The sequence below is a fragment of the Sphingobacterium sp. UBA3519 genome, assembly GCF_002377215.1.
Taxonomy (GTDB): Bacteria; Bacteroidota; Bacteroidia; order Sphingobacteriales; family Sphingobacteriaceae; genus Sphingobacterium; species Sphingobacterium multivorum.
Window position 1 is genome coordinate 223,383 of the sequence record NZ_DFPI01000022.1, and the last position, 17,455, is coordinate 240,837.

The 17,455-nt window shown below is 39.5% G+C and carries 13 protein-coding genes; 6 read left to right on the top strand and 7 right to left on the bottom strand.

Features of this window, described 5'->3' with window-relative positions; genetic code table 11:
- Positions 1 to 450: 450 nt before the first annotated feature.
- Positions 451 to 3,759, bottom strand: a complete 3,309-nt coding sequence (locus B3297_RS12060; RefSeq protein WP_159333232.1) for a TonB-dependent receptor — start codon at positions 3,757 to 3,759, stop codon at positions 451 to 453.
- Between the two features lie 465 nt (positions 3,760 to 4,224).
- Between B3297_RS12060 and B3297_RS12065 the strand changes: the two genes are divergently transcribed.
- Positions 4,225 to 4,701 (top strand): hypothetical protein, encoded by a 477-nt coding sequence (locus B3297_RS12065; protein WP_070563649.1) that lies wholly within the window; start codon positions 4,225 to 4,227, stop codon positions 4,699 to 4,701.
- Between the two features lie 74 nt (positions 4,702 to 4,775).
- On the opposite strand, the gene B3297_RS12070 is transcribed toward B3297_RS12065, so the two are convergent.
- The 4 genes from B3297_RS12070 to B3297_RS12085 form a co-directional block, all read right to left on the bottom strand.
- Positions 4,776 to 5,588 (bottom strand): M48 family metallopeptidase, encoded by an 813-nt coding sequence (locus B3297_RS12070; protein WP_112375777.1) that lies wholly within the window; start codon positions 5,586 to 5,588, stop codon positions 4,776 to 4,778.
- Between the two features lie 125 nt (positions 5,589 to 5,713).
- The gene (gene plsY, locus B3297_RS12075) at positions 5,714 to 6,364 is read right to left on the bottom strand and encodes a glycerol-3-phosphate 1-O-acyltransferase PlsY (RefSeq protein ID WP_075993893.1); all 651 of its coding nucleotides are present in this window, start codon (positions 6,362 to 6,364) and stop codon (positions 5,714 to 5,716) included.
- 15 nt (positions 6,365 to 6,379) lie between these two features.
- Positions 6,380 to 7,237 carry a carboxylating nicotinate-nucleotide diphosphorylase gene (gene nadC / locus B3297_RS12080; protein ID WP_286778944.1) on the bottom strand — a complete coding sequence of 286 codons (858 nt, stop codon included), beginning with the start codon at positions 7,235 to 7,237 and terminating at the stop codon, positions 6,380 to 6,382.
- Positions 7,238 to 7,313: 76 nt separating this feature from the next.
- Positions 7,314 to 7,772 (bottom strand): DUF4783 domain-containing protein, encoded by a 459-nt coding sequence (locus tag B3297_RS12085; RefSeq protein ID WP_167450450.1) that lies wholly within the window; start codon positions 7,770 to 7,772, stop codon positions 7,314 to 7,316.
- A gap of 173 nt (positions 7,773 to 7,945) precedes the next feature.
- Here B3297_RS12085 and gpmI point away from each other — a divergent pair, with 173 nt between their 5' ends.
- The 4 genes from gpmI (at position 7,946) to B3297_RS12105 (ending at position 13,030) form a co-directional block, all read left to right on the top strand.
- Positions 7,946 to 9,478 carry a 2,3-bisphosphoglycerate-independent phosphoglycerate mutase gene (gpmI, locus tag B3297_RS12090; RefSeq protein ID WP_112375774.1) on the top strand — a complete coding sequence of 511 codons (1,533 nt, stop codon included), beginning with the start codon at positions 7,946 to 7,948 and terminating at the stop codon, positions 9,476 to 9,478.
- Complete coding sequence (locus B3297_RS12095; RefSeq protein ID WP_115047437.1) at positions 9,459 to 10,046, top strand: hypothetical protein; 588 nt, start codon at positions 9,459 to 9,461, stop codon at positions 10,044 to 10,046. Before gpmI ends, B3297_RS12095 begins: the two co-directional genes overlap by 20 nt.
- Before the next feature lie 228 nt (positions 10,047 to 10,274).
- On the top strand, positions 10,275 to 10,574 hold the full coding sequence (locus tag B3297_RS12100) for a hypothetical protein (protein ID WP_201638742.1): 300 nt from the start codon (positions 10,275 to 10,277) through the stop codon (positions 10,572 to 10,574).
- A gap of 161 nt (positions 10,575 to 10,735) precedes the next feature.
- A complete protein-coding gene (locus tag B3297_RS12105; protein ID WP_236586004.1) occupies positions 10,736 to 13,030 on the top strand; it encodes a TonB-dependent receptor in 2,295 nt (764 codons plus the stop codon).
- Between the two features lie 98 nt (positions 13,031 to 13,128).
- Here B3297_RS12105 and B3297_RS12110 read toward each other — a convergent pair whose 3' ends face one another.
- The gene (locus B3297_RS12110; RefSeq protein ID WP_112376530.1) at positions 13,129 to 13,683 is read right to left on the bottom strand and encodes a ferritin; all 555 of its coding nucleotides are present in this window, start codon (positions 13,681 to 13,683) and stop codon (positions 13,129 to 13,131) included.
- A gap of 265 nt (positions 13,684 to 13,948) precedes the next feature.
- A complete protein-coding gene (locus tag B3297_RS12115) occupies positions 13,949 to 14,605 on the bottom strand; it encodes a tetratricopeptide repeat protein (RefSeq protein WP_112375771.1) in 657 nt (218 codons plus the stop codon).
- A 342-nt stretch (positions 14,606 to 14,947) separates the two neighbouring features.
- On the opposite strand from B3297_RS12115, the gene lon reads away from it, so the two are divergent.
- The gene (gene lon, locus B3297_RS12120) at positions 14,948 to 17,425 is read left to right on the top strand and encodes an endopeptidase La (RefSeq protein WP_112375769.1); all 2,478 of its coding nucleotides are present in this window, start codon (positions 14,948 to 14,950) and stop codon (positions 17,423 to 17,425) included.
- Positions 17,426 to 17,455: the final 30 nt, after the last annotated feature.

The following is a 17,455-nucleotide window of genomic DNA, read 5'->3' on the forward strand; positions in this document are numbered from 1 at the left end:
GGTGGAAAATCCTGCCACCCCGACAACACTAACACTAAGTGTTATCAGAAACCCGCAAATTCTATGGATTTGCGGTTTTTTTGTTTTATTTCATATTATAATCCATAAATATATATCAATGTAAATGTGAGTAATTCGGTAACACATTTGATCAAATAATCGGAAAGATCGAAAATTAGAGTGATCGTAAAAGAACTTTATTTGCGACAAAACAAAACTTTGTTAAAGTTGCTCTTGATAATATAAATCAAAACCTCCGTTGTAAATTATAGTATGAGCAATTTCTAAACATTGAAGAATTTTTTAGTTCTAATGGACTGATAATATTTGTTTAAGTTTTAATTTGCAATACCCCCCTAATTCGAGCACTTTTTGCAATCGAAAAAAAACACCCCAAAAGCTATCATCAAGCTTTTGGGGTGTCGTAGATTAATTTACTATATATTATTCCTAGTTAAATTTAAATTTAACACCAAACTGCATATAATAAGTTGAAGAGATCGATTCGTTCGGTCGATTCAACTCTTTTATTACATCGCCATTTGCATAGCCCAAGTTAAATGTTGGAACTGTAGTGCCATTTGCTGCTACTTTATCAATATTTTTTGGAGTCAATAAAATATTGTTATTAATTTTATAAGTACCCCAAGAAGAATTAAATAGGTTACCAATATTCATCACATCCCAGAAGAATTCTAATGAATTATTTCCGCCACCGATTCCTCTAAATACTTCTTGTGACAAATGGAAGTCAAACTGGTGTCTCCATGGTGCAACAGCGCCATTACGTTCAACATACTTTCCTTTGTGCTCGCTAAGGTACTTATCGCCATCCACTAAGCTCCAAAATATGTCGGATTGCTCCTGCGCAGTGTATGCTTTCTTACCATAGTTACTGTTACCAGCCGCTATATCAATAAATTTCAATTCTGAAGCATCTTTCGGGATGTAGATTAAGTCATTATTTTGACCATCACGATTAAAATCAGAACCATAATAGTAAGAGAATCTACCCATTGAGCTTCCACTATAGAATAATGTCATCGAAGTGTTCAATTTACCAATCCAATTGTTGGTGTAAGTCACAGATCCCATTAAACGATGAGGAACAATATTGGTAGTATATCCCAGTTCGGGATTATTGGAGTTACCGTTTGCTTGAAGAGGAATAGACCATAGGTTTTGAATTTGATCTCCAGCTCCATCACCGTAATTTTTAGCTCCACTATAAGTGTATGCAACCATTCCGGAAAATCCTTTATCGAAGCCTTTTTGCAATTGAGCAGTTACCGAATAATAATGTCCACCTTTCGCATTGGTCATGTACGTTGGAATAAACTGTCCTGAAGATCCTTTAACAGGTTGTCCTTTTGAGTCAATTGTATATAGGTATTTATCTGCGTTTGCATTCGGGAAAATAAATCTAGTATCTCCATATCCAGCGATATTCATTGCCGTCGGATCAACCAAGTTTACATTTTTTGCAACTACAGCATTGATATCTTTATTATAGATAGCTTCTACTGTACCGACCATTCCCCAAGGTAGTTTGTAATCAACTGCGACACTTGATTTCCAGGTTGAAGGAAATTTAAGGTTAACATCCATCGCTGACATGTTACCAGGCAATGAAGTACCAGCAGCATCAGGTTTAGCTGGGTAATTCGCTTTAATATCTGGGCTAAATACAGGCATATTAGCATCACCTGCAGCATAAGTCTTTGTATATTGAAGCATACCGGAATCTCCTGATTGAGCAACGATCCAAACAAAAGGAATTCGACCAGTAAATACTCCTGTACCTCCACGAACAATAAATGAACGATCACCATTAACATCATAATTAAATCCAAAACGCGGAGATACCATTACTCTTGTTTTAGGCATCGCACCTGTATTTAGATGAAGTCCGTTAGCAAATTCTAAGCTCTGCAACAGTGGGTGAGTTTTCATTTCTGAAACATCTGGATACGTTGGAAGTTCTAAACGCACTCCCCCCGTTAATTTCAGTTTTTCATTTACTGTAAACTGATCTTGTAGATAAAGTGACCACTGGTTAAACTTGAAGCTTGGCATAGCTTGCGAACCATCTGCAGTTAATGGATAAGTCAACGCATAATTTACAGCAGGTTTACCCCCAATAAAGTCTTGCCAAGAATTATACATATAATACCCTGCTCCGAAACGTTGAAACCCATTTACTGTCCGAGATGTCTCAAACTGAAGACCTCCAGTAAAATAATGATCGTTCAAGGTATAGTTAGCGTCATAATTTGCAGTCCAAGTTTTGACCGAGCGAAGGTTTCCGTACGTAAACGGATCTGTTCCAAAAGAGGTAAGTACGTTACCACCTGTACCAGCAATACCATCACGTATGTCAACTAAAGGAAATATATCTCCAGAGACACTTCGCGGCTCATCTTGATTTACATAAGATAGACGGGCAGAATGATTCAAATTACCAATCTTTCCATTATATTCGGCTGTCGCGGAATATAAGTTTGTTTCTTGAAAATAATTCGAGTTTTGAAAACTTAAAGCATTATTTCCAGTTCTACTCATTGGATACACTTTTGTATCAATATTAGAACCACTAAATGAAGAACTCAAATTAGAAGGAGATTTCCCTTTAACTTGGTTGTATCTAAAATTGATTTTGTGATTATCAGCAATGTTCCAGTCGATACGAGCAAAAATCTTATCATTATTACTTTTCGAAGAATATCCTTGGTAAGCACCAGGATCATAACCGTAAGTATTTTTCAAATAATTGCTCACTTCATCCATAAAAGCAACTGTAGGTCTTGCAAAATAACTTGTAGTTCCATAGTCAGATTCTTTTACAGAAGCAACTTTGGTCGGCCCTGGTTCAGTTTGCTTCAATTGTTCAACATTCACAAAGAAGAATAACTTGTTTTTAATAATTGGACCACCTAAACTTACACCATACTGTTTTACACTTAGATCATTAGGTGTAAACACCACATCATTTACACGAGTTCCTTGTTGTTTATCAGAACGACCACTATAAAAAGCTGAGCCAAAGAAATCGTTACGACCAGAACGTGTTACAGCATTAATAGACGCTCCTGTAAAACCTGATTGGCGAACATCAAAAGGAGTTACATTCACTGAGATCTGCTCTATCGCGTCAATAGAAATTGGAGATCCATTTGCTGGAATATTTTGGCCAATACCAAATTGGTTATTGAAATTCGCTCCGTCAACAGTGAAATTATTGGCACGGTAATTTCCCCCACCAATAGCAGTACCGTTAGATTGGGGAGTTAAACGGGTTAAATCATTTACACTTCTAGTAATTGTAGGCAAATTTTCGATCTGACGACGCCCAACAATGGTAGATGCTCCATTTCGCTCTCCTTTTAAAACTCCAGCTCTTGTAACAACTACTTCTTCAAGATTAGTCGCTGAATCGCCGAAAACAGGATTTACTACGAATGGTTCACCTAATTGCAAATAAACATCTTCATACACGATAGGTTGTTGTCCTACATAGGTTACTTCAATTCTGTAAGGTCCACCAACACGCATATTGGCAAGGTTAAACCTGCCTGCAGCATTAGCCGAGCTTGAATAAACTGTTCCTGATGGGACATGCGTAGCTTTAATTGTTGCTCCCGATGTGAACTGTCCGTTTGACTCTTTTACAATACCTGTAACGCTACTTGTCGTAACCTGAGCTTGTACAGCACCATAACTAGCCATAACAAGAGCGAAAAAGAGTAAAGATCTTTTCATATAATGTGATTTGTTAAAAAATGTTAAGCAAAATTACTAAGAGATTTCAAATTACAAAGGACTTAATATAAACTTAACACACTAAACCACACCCATTTCATGAAATCCACACCAAAAATCAGACATCAACCTATAATTTATCACGACAAAAAACGTTGTAAGATGTTTTAAACCAGCATTTACATTCTAATTATCGGATCAAAAATAGTTTTCCACATCAATTCTGGATTTTTTTTTTGTAACAACATTCTTCCAATCGGAATTTAACTTTTTGAAAATTTTTAACTAATTTCCTGTCAATCGAGACTTTTATTAAACAACTCAGTTTCTTGTCGAATTTGAGCCACTGTAACTTATTCTGACCAAAAAAATCTAAACGATTCTATAGGCCTGATGGTTTATATAAAAAATGTTTCAAAAGCCAAGAACTTTTCAGAAATTCGCACACCTAATGATTTATGCTTCATGGAAGACGGTATTCAAAATTCTTCTTTTCAAGAACCTGCAGACATTAAATTGTCTCCGGCAGGACTCTCCTTCTTGGCTTCAGCGGCCAAATGGGCCAATTTTTTGGCCATTGTCTGTTTTATTTTCATCGGCATTTCTGCCATAACCATGGTCAGCCTAATCTTCGGAGCCAGTGCATTATCACTCGGGGCCGACGAATATGTCACAGCAGGGGCCTTATCCACATTCGGTGTACTTTATCTTTTATTTCTTGCTTTTTTCTGCCTTCCAATTTATTTCCTTTATAATTTCGGATCCAAAGCGAAAAAAGCTATTGAAAACCGCGACACCATTCAGCTGGAGCTCTGCTTGGATGCGTTAAAAAAACATTACAAATTTATTGGCATCATGGTCATCATTACCATAGCCTTTAATTTTATGGGATTGGTTATCGGTGTAGTGCTCGGCGTTAGCGATGCGCTAGCCGGGGTGTAACTTGATCAAAATATAATGCAAAAAAAAGAGGGATCTGCTCACGCAAATTCCTCTTTTCGTATCCTATCAATCGTTTATTTTTTATAATATTTCATTGCGTTTGGAATCAATTTCTGAATATCCGCAATCCGTCGCTCATCACTCGGGTGGGTACTCAAAAACTCAGGCTGCCCTTTTTGACTACCCGATGCCATACGCTTCCAGAAATCTACAGCTTCATTGGGATTGTAACCCGCCAAAGCCATAATAATCAAACCCGCTGCATCCGCATCCGATTCGTCGCTTCTCGAAAATTTCAGTTGCGCCAAGTTGCCTCCTAATCCATAAAGATTGTTAAAAACACCAAGCGTACTGTTTCCAGATACGCCTGCAGCTGAACCTAAAATTTGTCCACCCAGCTGTAAAGCGATCTGATTCGAAGCCTGAGCCACAGAGTGTTCTTCAATAGCGTGTGCTATCTCGTGTCCCATTACTGTTGCCAATCCCGCTTCTGTACGTGTTACTGGTAATATTCCGGTATATACCGCAACTTTACCCCCAGGCATACACCATGCATTCACGTCATCACTCTTCACCAGATTAAACTCCCAATTGAAGTTAAATTGATTTGCGCGACCTGTACTCTGCAAATACTGATTTACCGCCGTTGCAAGCTTGTTACCAACACGTTTTACCATCGCCGCATCTGCAGTTCCGGTTACTACTTTCGCGCTATTTTTCGATAAAAAATCTTTATAAGCCAATGCAGCTTGTTGGTTCACTTGATCAGCACTGACCAATTTCAAATATTTTTTCCCGGTAACAGCAGAAGTTGCACAACCCGACAACCCCGATGCCAGTGTTACACATGCTAATACCATAGCTGAATACTTAAACATTCCGTTCATAGTTTAAATTTTATTTCAAGGGCCATATGGAGTTTCGAAGCGAAAGATAATCGCTTTTCAGCGCATCCAACATGGATATTTTACAATAATTTATTAATCCATCGTAGCGAATGCAATTATTGTGCCTATTCTTTTTCCTTCGGCTTTTTCTTAAAGAGGTAAATCTTGGATTCATGCCCCTTTAACAAACGCTCTATATTCTTTTGGTGGGTAATTAACAACAGAATACAGATGGCTATTCCGTAAAGCAGCACAGAAGGTATCGTTGTTTTAAAAATAAAGGCCAAACTAAAAGGAAATGCAAAACCTGCAGAAATGGAACCGAGCGAAACATAATGAGTTGTCAGCAGGATGATGATAAACACTGAAACACAGACCAAAGCGGCAGGTGTATGTATAGCGAGGATCATACCACACAGGGTTGCCACCCCTTTTCCACCTCTAAACCCTGCAAATACAGGAAACAAATGTCCTAATACCGCAATAACGCCAAGTGCCAACTGAAAGTTGACAAATTGGACATCGCTGGTATTTTGCCCCAGTTCTATTAAATAAGCCAGGTTTGTTGCTGTCCAGCCTTTAAATATATCTACAAACATCACGATCGATCCCGCTTTAGGGCCCAATACGCGAAAGGTGTTAGTCGCCCCAGCATTACCGCTACCATACTCACGAACATCTACCCCATAAAATGCCTGTCCCAACCAAACTGCTGTAGGTATGGAACCAAACAAATAAGCTAGTAATACTGCAGTTACTAAATAAATCGATATCATTAATTAAATCAGTTCTTATATTAATTTGGCTTTCAGACTAAGATCCAAGCTCTTTACACTATGTGTTATAGCGCCTACTGAAATATAATCTACCCCAGCCTCCGCATACGATCGGATCGTGTCGAAAGTTATTCCCCCAGAGGCCTCTGTCTTGAATCGATGGTCAATTAGCTGAACAGCTTTGGCTACATCCTGCGGCGAAAAATTATCTAACATGATTCGGTCCACTTCGCCAAAGTTAAGAACTTCATCAAGCTCCGCAAAATTTCGGACTTCAATTTCTATTTCTATTGGTTTATTTAGGTTCTTTCTGTAATCATTTGCGCGCTTTAGAGCCGGTACAATACCGCCACTATAGTCCACATGATTGTCCTTAATTAAAATCATATCAAAAAGACCAAAACGATGATTGGTCCCACCTCCTATACGAACGGCTTCTTTCTCCAATACACGCAATAAGGGTGTGGTTTTCCGGGTATCCAAAACTTTCGTACCTGTACCTTTGAGAAGGTCTACGTATTTTCGGGTAGTTGTCGCAATGCCACTCATACGCTGCATGACATTCAGCACCAAACGCTCTGCCAGCAAAATACTTTGGATATTTCCCCTCACATAAAAAGCAATATCACCTACTTTAACCTGACTTCCATCGTGGATAAACACCTCGCAGGTCAACGTATCGTCAATATAGGCAATAATCGCCTGCGCCACTTCAACTCCGGCCAAAATACCATTATCCTTAACAATCAATTTGGCTTCCCCTTGTGCCCCAGTTTCAATCGTAGAAAGTGAGGTATGATCTCCATCGCCCAAATCCTCCGCGACAGCCTGTTTTACAAAATGGGCCAAAAAGTCCTTGATTTCCTTCTCCATAATACTATTTATTGGGCTAAGATGTGGAATAATTTTTTAATCGAAAAATAGATTTATAAAAAAAGCATCGCTAGCTTTAATTTTTGTCGATTCTTAGCTCTTCAATCGAATGGTTATTATTTCCTACGCCGATCTTAATAAAGACACGATAGTTTGTTTGTTCTGTAGCTAATGTAAATGTAAAATATTGATAGCCATTGTTCGCATTGCTGGCTTGCGTCAATTTAACAGTCTTGGGTTTATGCTGATTAAAAAATGCCGCCAACATGATTTCTGACTGATACTTTGTGTAGACGCCATTCTCCCCCAAAATAGATAAGGTTAAGTTTGAGCCGAAATACTTGGCCATATTTTTTGCATTACCTTCTTTCAAATACGATTTCAGTTCCTCTGAAATACTTTCTAAAGAATCATCATCACCTGACAAAGCTACCTTTACCACTGGATTTACTTCTCTTAAATAATGCCCGAAGGCCGCAGTATGTACAAAAAGACTAGTAATAAGTATAAATGCGCAATAGCTTAAAAATTTCATATAGCTCAACATATTATAGAACAGCTTCTATCATCCATATCAATCATTAGGTAGCTCCGTTTTTTAACCGAACATATCCTATGCCACAAACCTATAAAATTATTACGGATTAACAAGGGAACTTTTTAAGATGCGTTGATAGATTCTAAAATTAAGATTATCTTTGTTATACGATGAATAAGAAAAAAGTTGCACTCATGATCCTAGATGGACTAGGATATGGAAAACATGATAAATCAAATGCAGTTGAAGCTGCAAACACCCCATTTTTAGATCATTTATTAGAAGCTTATCCAAACTCGAGCTTAGAGGCTTCTGGTGAAGCTGTTGGACTGCCTGCAGGACAGATGGGTAACTCGGAGGTTGGTCACATGAATCTTGGCGCCGGAAGAATCGTCTATCAAGAATTGGGTCGTATTCACAAAGCTGTCAACGATGGCGTATTCAATACGGATCCTATTATTCAAGACGCATTTAAATATGCATTGGAAAATAACAAAAAGGTACATTTAATCGGATTACTTTCCGATGGTGGTGTACACGCACATACAAAGCACTTAAAAGGCTTATGTGATGCTGCAAAACATGCTGGCTTGACAAGTGACCAGGTATTTGTACATGCATTTTTAGATGGCCGTGATACAGATCCAAACTCTGGTATTGGCTATGTCAGGGATCTACAAGACTATTTAAAAACGACAACGGGCACTTTTGCCTCTGCAATAGGCCGATATTATGCCATGGACCGCGACAACAGATGGGAACGTGTGAAATTAGCATACGATCTTTTAGTAAAAGCGGAAGGTGAAAAATCCAATGACCTTGTTGCATCGATTCAAAAATCATACGACGAAGGTGTAACCGATGAGTTTGTGAAACCAATCGCATTGGTTGACGCCAACGGTACTCCGGTAGCAACAATCCAAGAAGGTGATGTGGTCTTCTGTTATAACTTCAGAACAGATCGTGGCCGCGAGATTACCATCGCTTTAACACAAAAGGCTTTTCCAGAATATGATCTACAACCCTTGGATCTATATTATGTGACTATGACATCTTACGATGAAACATTCCAAAATGTCAGGGTGGTCTTCCAAAAAGATAACTTGACCAATACCCTGGGTGAAGTGTTGGAAGCAAATCATAAAACGCAAACGCGCATCGCCGAAACAGAGAAATATCCGCACGTGACATTTTTCTTTTCAGGAGGTCGTGAACAGCAATTTGAAGGTGAAAACCGCCTGTTGGTTCCATCTCCAAAAGTAGCGACCTACGATCTTCAACCGGAGATGTCTGCTCAAGGAATTACTGAAGCTATCGTCAACGATATGGAAACACTTCAACCTGATTTTATCTGCCTGAATTTTGCGAATCCTGACATGGTAGGTCACACGGGTGTTTTTGAGGCTGTTATAAAAGCAGTGGAAACTGTTGATCAATGTACAAAAACGGTTGTTGAGACAGGCCTTAAAAATGGTTACTCCTTTATTATTTTGGCCGACCACGGTAACTCCGAGTTTATGGTCAATGAAGATGGATCGCCAAATACGGCACATACAACCAATTTGGTTCCATGTATCTTGATTGACGATCAGTATAAGAAAATAGCAGATGGTAAATTAGGTGATATTGCCCCAACCGTCTTACAGCTTTTAGGCGTCAATATCCCCGTTGAAATGACAGGAAATGTATTGGTATCAGAATAATAATTTACTTATAAATAGTGGCAGAGCACTTTCCCTTGTTATGGGCAGTGCGCTGCTTTTTTGGAGCTGTGGGTCTCCATCCGCGACAAAAGGTCCTCAAAAATCTTCAGACATATTTTCTGTTGATTCATTCTTTACTGCCGAGGTCAATCGCCTGCAGCAACTCAACCCCTCGGTTCTAAAATCTGTCAACAAAGATGGAGAAAAAGAACAAAAGGAACTGAAAATTAGCAACTGGAAAAATGAACTTTCCGCCTTTCAAGCTGCCGACATCAGCAAAAACTTCGATCCATCACTGTATGAAGTTAAAGCTGTAGACTGTGTAACAGAATTTACAGCTAAAAAGAAAGAACTACAAATACAAAAGTTACGCATCGAATTTGATAACAACGAAAAGGTAAAACACATCCATATCGATAAAAAGATAACAAATACCTTATACGATAGTCAAGAAAAATTAGACTATTATACGGACTCGCTTTATCGCATTGTCAAATTTCAAGATGTCCAAGGCTTGGATGCCAATCAATATGAAATTGAAGGCAAGTTTATTCCTTCCAAAAAATAAACAACCTTATCGATCATATGCAAAGTGTCTATCTAATCTTTGGATAGACACTTTTTTTTTTGTTCCGACGGGTATCCCCTATCACATCTTTTCGATAATCGGTTCAAAATAATAAATGCAACACAATTGCTTTGTATTATATTTTCCTTACCTTTGATCTGATTAACAAAATAACTCAAGAGAAAACGTGGGTTTAAACGTAGTGGTTTTAGCGTGAAAGGTATCTCATTGAACAAATTCGCAGCATTAATGCTCTTATTGACCTTCTTAATTGGTCAGTTCATTGTGTATACCCATGCGCATACGCAAACTACACTCAGTATCGTAGACAGTCCTGCAAAAAAACACCACACGGATCATCCCAAGTGCTCCATTTGTGATCAAAACTCACACCCACAAATTCTTTTCCATTTTACGCTGCACGAATTAATACTTCCGACACAGCAGGTTGAATTTGGACTGTTTATCACCGGAGATCAAATTATTCGATCACTGCTTTCTGGCAATCGTGGTCCCCCCATCGCTTAGTTTTTACATAAGTCCGATAATGTCATTCATATACCCTTCTCATTATTGCGACAAACGACTTCATACAAGTTTTTAGAACTCGACAGTCTCAAGAATTCATACGATGAGTTATTGAGCTGCTGTTTTGCTTGATGTTATATACGTAAAAATTATTCGTACAGATGAAACTTAAAATTATAGGCTGCATTTTTATGCTTGCCACTTATTTCTCCATATTTCCAGCTCTCGCCGCAACAATCAGCGGTAAAATAACGGATGCGAAAACGAATCTTCCCATTGCTGGCGCTACAATAGCGCTGCAACAGCTTCGTTCGAGCACCGCATCAGACCAGCAAGGTCACTACAGCTTCAAATCACTTCCTTCAAGTGGACGCTATTTGGTTGAAGTCCGTTTCTTGGGCTATCAGTCCGTTGTTAAGACCGTCGATCTCACTTCGGAAAATCTTTCCCTTGATTTCGCCCTAACAGAAAGTATTATTGAAACCAATGAAGTCGTCGTTACGGGTACATTGGTCACCTCACAGAGCCGTCGCAACAGTACCTCAGTAGCTGTCATTTCCAAAGATGAACTGCAGGGAAATGCAACGAATCTGATTGATGCACTAGCACGACAAGTTCCCGGGCTAAGCCAGATCACAACAGGACAAGGTATTTCAAAACCTGTTATACGGGGACTCGGTTATAATCGAGTCGTCACCGTGAGTGATGGTGTTAAACAGATGGGACAGCAATGGGGTGACGAACATGGTATCGAGATCGACCAAAATCAACCGGATCGTGTGGAGGTCCTACGTGGTGCAGCCTCTTTGATGTACGGATCTGATGCTATCGGCGGTGTAATCAATGTGCTTGAACCAAATGTTCCTACAGCAGGGCAAATTAAAGGTGAAGTACTGAGCAGCTACTCCACCAACAACGGATTAACCAATAGTTCGGTTATGCTTACCGGCAATGAAAATGGCTTTGTATGGCGTGGTCGTGGTTCTTATCAAAATGCCTATTCGTACAATACGCCAGCAGGCCGATATGGCAATAGTGGTTTTAATACCAGTAATTTTAGTGGTATGCTCGGGCTGAACAAGCAATGGGGCTACTCTCATCTGAATTTTTCGTACCTGAAAAATAATATCGGCTTTTACGATGCCGAACCTGGTGACCCGCTTTACATCAACTCAAAAAGCCGTACCTTGGACTTCCCCAAGCAGGACATCCGTCATTACAAACTGGCTCTCAACAATAACTTTGTCATCGGTTCCGGTAGTTTAAAACTTGATCTGGGCTATCAAAAAAATCAACGTCGGGAACTTGAAGAAGCAACGCCTTCCTTATTCTTTGATCTGAATACATATTCACTTGACGCAAAATATTCGTTGAGTGAAAAAAATGGCTGGCAACATGTATTTGGCATTAGTGCAAGCCAGGAGCATAGTCTAAATAAAGGTGTTGAATTCTTAATTCCGGCCTATGATCAGTTGGAATTGGGCGCCTTTGGATATGCAAAGAAAACCTGGGGCGAAAATACCTTTAACGTCGGATTACGCTATGACTACGTCAACAACAAAGGCAAACAGCTCTTTATTGAAGACGAAGAGCAGTTCGCCGGTTTTAAAAATAGTTTCAGCAATGTGAGCGGAGCACTTGGATATACCCATATTTTCAGCGAAGACCTCAATTTCAAAGCAAATGCCGGTTCGGCTTTTAGAGCGCCTAATCCGGCAGAATTAGGTTCCAACGGGGTACACGAAGGAACGTACCGCTATGAAGTTGGTAATGAAACCCTGAAACCTGAACGAAGTTACCAAGCGGATGCAACGCTGGAGTTTGGACATAGCATCGTCACAGGAAGTATCGGAATCTATGAAAATTATATCCACAACTTTATCTATGCCTCAACAACAAAAGGCGATACCAAAACTGTGGTGGGTGAAGATGGTGATTCGCATACCTACGACGTATACCGCTATGGCCAGGTCAACGCCAATCTTTACGGTGTCGAAGGAAGTCTAAATTTTCATTTGTTGAACTGGATACACCTGGATAATACATTTAGCTATACCCATGCACAGAACAATACATTTAACAGACCGCTTGCATTGATTCCAGCTGGTGTTGTACACAATACCTTGCGGCTTGAGCCTAAGATTAACGGTTTGAATGCTTTCTACGTTTCTGTGGGTCTGGACAATTATTTCAAACAGAACCGCATTGATGAAACCTTCGAAACCCCAGCAAACTCGTATTCCTTATTGAACGCAGGGATCGGTACAACATTACATCTCGGTTCGCAACAGCTCAAAGTATTTGCAGCAGCTTCAAACTTGACCAACAAACGTTATTACGATGCACTGAGCCGATTGCGCCCAGGACGTCTTTCACAGGAAGACACGAGCTTTGGTGTCTACAATATGGGTAGAAACATCACCTTCGGTGTATATCTGCCATTGAGCATAAAGTAAATTAAGCCTGGTAATAAATGATCGTGAGATCAATTAAGATTAGTACACGGCAAAATAAAAAAGCGGGATCTTGAAGATCCCGCTTTTTTATTTTATAATTATTTGGGGTCATCTGCTGTCGCTTCCCTTGCCAAGGCTACTTCGTCGGGCATGGCTTCAAGGGAGGAATCCAACGCAAACAAGGATTCATCTGAAGCTCGGTCACCACCAGCGATTTTCAACTTATCAATCAATTCCAATGCTAACTTCTCTTCCTCGATCTGTTCCTTAACAAACCACTGTGCAAAGTTCCATGTTGCCCAGTCCTTCTCCGCCAACGCTAAATTGACAATGTTATAGATCGCTTCGGTATTATCTACTTCATGTTTAAAAACGCGATTAAAGCATTCGGTCAGCGATTGCGGGTCAGCTGGGGGCGCTGCAATAGCCTGTATTCTGGGGCGTCCACCTCTTTCCAGAATATAACCCATAATTTTAGTCATGTGATTTCGCTCTTCCTGGGCATGTCTATACAGAAAATTGGCGATTCCGCCATAACCCTGATCATCTGCCCATACCCCCAACGCCAAATAAATCTGTGCAGCCTCAGCCTCTTTTGTCATCTGACTGATTAAAATTTCCTGCATTTCCTTTGACAATCGATTCGTTTCCATAATATTCATTTTGATTTAGGAAAAGAACAGTTTCAGTGCTTATTTCGTTTGAAATTTATCGAGGAAAAACTGCCGAAACTCACCCCTCTAAATGAAACTGGATCTCATTTGTGACCAACCGTTACATTCCTATAAGTACATTTCAACCGGCACAAATCAATAGTTACAAAATCAATAGGTACAAAATCAATAGGTACAAAATTAATAAGCACAAAAAAAAGGGAATACCATTGGCATTCCCTTTTTCTATGCTTTTATAGCGATACTATTTCAAGTTATCTCTATATACTTTCGCTTTTTTGATTTCTGTTTGAATATCTTTTTTCGATGCATCAAAGCTCAACACTTTTTCATAATCCTTGATTGCATTGTTATAAGCGTCAGTTGCCATTGCCTTATTGTAATTCGGCGTACCCGCTGTTCCGATCAAGATACCTAAATCACGATTCGCAATCGCTCTATTTTGATAGAATTTCGAATCAGTAGGCGTAATGGCAATTGCTTTTGAATAATCCTCAATAGCAACTTTCAACAACTGCTCTTTGTTGGCAACAGATGTCTTATTTGTGGATTGAGTAGCGAGGTTGTTTGTTGCTTTCGCTTTGAAATATAAAGCATTTGCATTTTTACCGTTCAATGCAACTACTTTTCCAAAAGTCTCCGCTGATTTTTTATAATCACCATTTTGAAATTGAGAATATCCCAACATATATAATACGTCCGGATCTTTCCCTTCCTGAGGGAGGGCTTTAGTCAAGTATGACTCTGCATTCTTGAAATCACCATCCAAAAGAGCTTTCTGCCCCATTCTCACATTAGCGTTGCTATGCTCAGCCTGTTTTGGTTGTTGTGCATTCGCGCTAAAAGCAACTAAGGCAAAAACCCCAGTAAACAAACCCAATTTAAATGATTTTAAATTCATATCTAACTAGTTACGTGTTTATATTCACTCTTTAATGATCACGTGTGATCGTTTCTACATTTTTGAAAAAACCGCCGATTGATTTCTTTAAACGCAAGAACTGCCATCGGTGCCCTTTCACATTCCAATATTACAATTATTATGCCTATTTCTCCAACAAATGGCAGATAAATTTTATTTAACCTGCCTTTTTTTCCTATTCTAGAAAATAGATTTGTAATTTTGCTCACTTTTAGCAATTGGCACTTCCCTTGCAATATAGGGGAAACAATAATAGAAGCTTAAAATTTGAAAGTCAGCCGTCAACATGTCAGCGACTGCCAAATACACAAAATAAATACTATGAGCAAATTCGAAACTTTTGATTTCAGTCAAGCAATTCCAATCGTTGCAGAGGATACCGAATTCTTCCCTTTACTTACACAAGAGGATGAAGATAATATGGCGAATGCTGAAATTCCAGAAGCATTGTCTATTTTGCCTTTACGTAATACCGTATTATTTCCCGGTGTTGTCATTCCGATTACCGTAGGTCGAGATAAATCCATCAAATTAGTCAAAGAAGCTTATAAAGGCAGCAAAACTATTGGTGTTGTTTCTCAGAAGGATATGACTGTAGAGGACCCAGGATTTGAAGAACTAAATAAAGTGGGCACTGTAGCTCATATCATTAAAGTACTCCAAATGCCTGATGGTAATACCACCGTCATTATCCAGGGAAAACAACGGTTCAACTTGTTGGAAATTGTCGAAACCGAACCTTATTTAAAGGCGCGTGTGGAGAAATTCAACGAAGCGAAACCGAAGATGACCAAGCACTTTAAAGCGACAATTTCTACTTTAAAAGAAATGGCGCTGCAGATCATCCAACTTTCGCCAAACTTACCTAGTGAAGCTGGTATAGCCATCAAAAATATTGAAAGTCCCTCGTTTCTGATCAACTTCATTTCGTCGAATATCAATGTCGAAATGATCAGAAAACAGGAACTGCTTCAGATACCCAAAGTGGAGAACCGTGCCAAACTTTTATTGGAACTGCTGACGACAGAAATCCAGATGTTGGAACTAAAGCACCAGATTCAGAATAAAGTACGTGTCGACCTTGACAAACAACAACGTGACTATTTCCTGAACCAACAGCTCAAAACAATTCAGGAAGAGCTGGGTGGCAATACGCCCGATCTTGAGCTGGAAGAGCTTAAAAAACGGGGTAAGAAAAAGAAATGGAGTGTTGATGTCGAAAAACATTTCACAAAGGAACTCGAAAAGCTATCGCGGATCAATCCTGCTGCTGCAGATTATTCGGTACAGCTCAATTACCTTGAGCTTTTGCTAGATCTACCTTGGAATGAAACAACAAAAGACAATTTTGATCTAAACAAAGCACAAAAAGTGCTCGACAAAGATCATTACGGACTCGAGAAAGTAAAAAAACGTATCATTGAATACCTTGCGGTATTGAAATTAAAAAATGATATGAAAGCACCTATTCTTTGTTTGGTAGGCCCTCCGGGAGTGGGTAAAACCTCCTTGGGAAGATCCATTGCCAAAGCTTTAGGACGCAAATATACCCGTATGGCTTTGGGTGGTGTACGCGATGAAGCAGAAATCAGAGGACACCGCAAAACCTATATCGGCGCAATGCCGGGCCGTATCATTCAGTCCTTGAAAAAAGCAGGGGCAGCAAATCCGGTTTTTATTCTGGACGAAATCGATAAAATGAGCGCAGATTTCAAAGGAGATCCTTCGTCGGCCTTATTGGAGGTATTGGATCCAGAACAAAACACACATTTCTATGACCATTATGTGGAAATGGAGTTTGACCTTTCCAAAGTGATGTTTATCGCGACAGCCAATTCTTTGAGTTCTATTCAACCTGCGCTATTGGATCGGATGGAAATTATCGAAGTGAATGGTTATACCATCGAGGAAAAAATCGAAATCGCGAAAAAACACCTTTTGCCAAAACAACGCGAAATGCATGGAATGGCATCCAAAGATGTCTCGTTAAAAGCGAAGATCATCGAACAGATTATTGAGGATTACACACGTGAATCTGGCGTCCGCGGATTAGAAAAAAAGATCGGCTCTGTCGTACGTGGTATTGCAACACGTATTGTCATGGAAAAGGATTACAGTCCAAGTATAAACGAACAAGATCTACTTGATATCCTAGGTGCCCCAATATTTGATAAGGACATCTACGAAAATAACAATGTCGCCGGTGTCGTAACAGGCTTGGCCTGGACTTCCGTAGGTGGTGATATCTTATTTATAGAATCTTCACTGAGCCCAGGAAAAGGACGTTTGAGCCTGACCGGTAATTTGGGTGATGTCATGAAAGAATCTGCGTCGATTGCACTAGCCTACCTGAAAGCCCACGCTTCGGATTTCGGCATTAACTATCGTGTTTTCGACCATTGGGATATCCATATTCACGTTCCAGCAGGTGCTATTCCAAAAGATGGCCCTTCAGCTGGTATAACGATGCTCACCGCACTGACATCGCTGTTTACCCAACGTAAAGTGAAGGAAAAACTAGCCATGACAGGTGAAATTACGTTACGCGGAAAAGTATTGCCTGTTGGCGGTATAAAGGAGAAAATTCTTGCTGCAAAACGCGCGAACATCAAAGATATTATTCTCTGTAAATCCAATGAAAAAGACATCCTGGAGATCAAGGAAGATTATATCAAAGATATGCAGTTCCACTATGTGACTGAAATGTCGCAGGTGATCAAGCTCGCGCTATTGGAAGAAAAAGTAATGGGTGCCATCGATCTGGCTCAAGATATAGAAAATACCAAAAAAGAGAATTAACACATACCGAAGGGTTTTGAATTAAAGGTG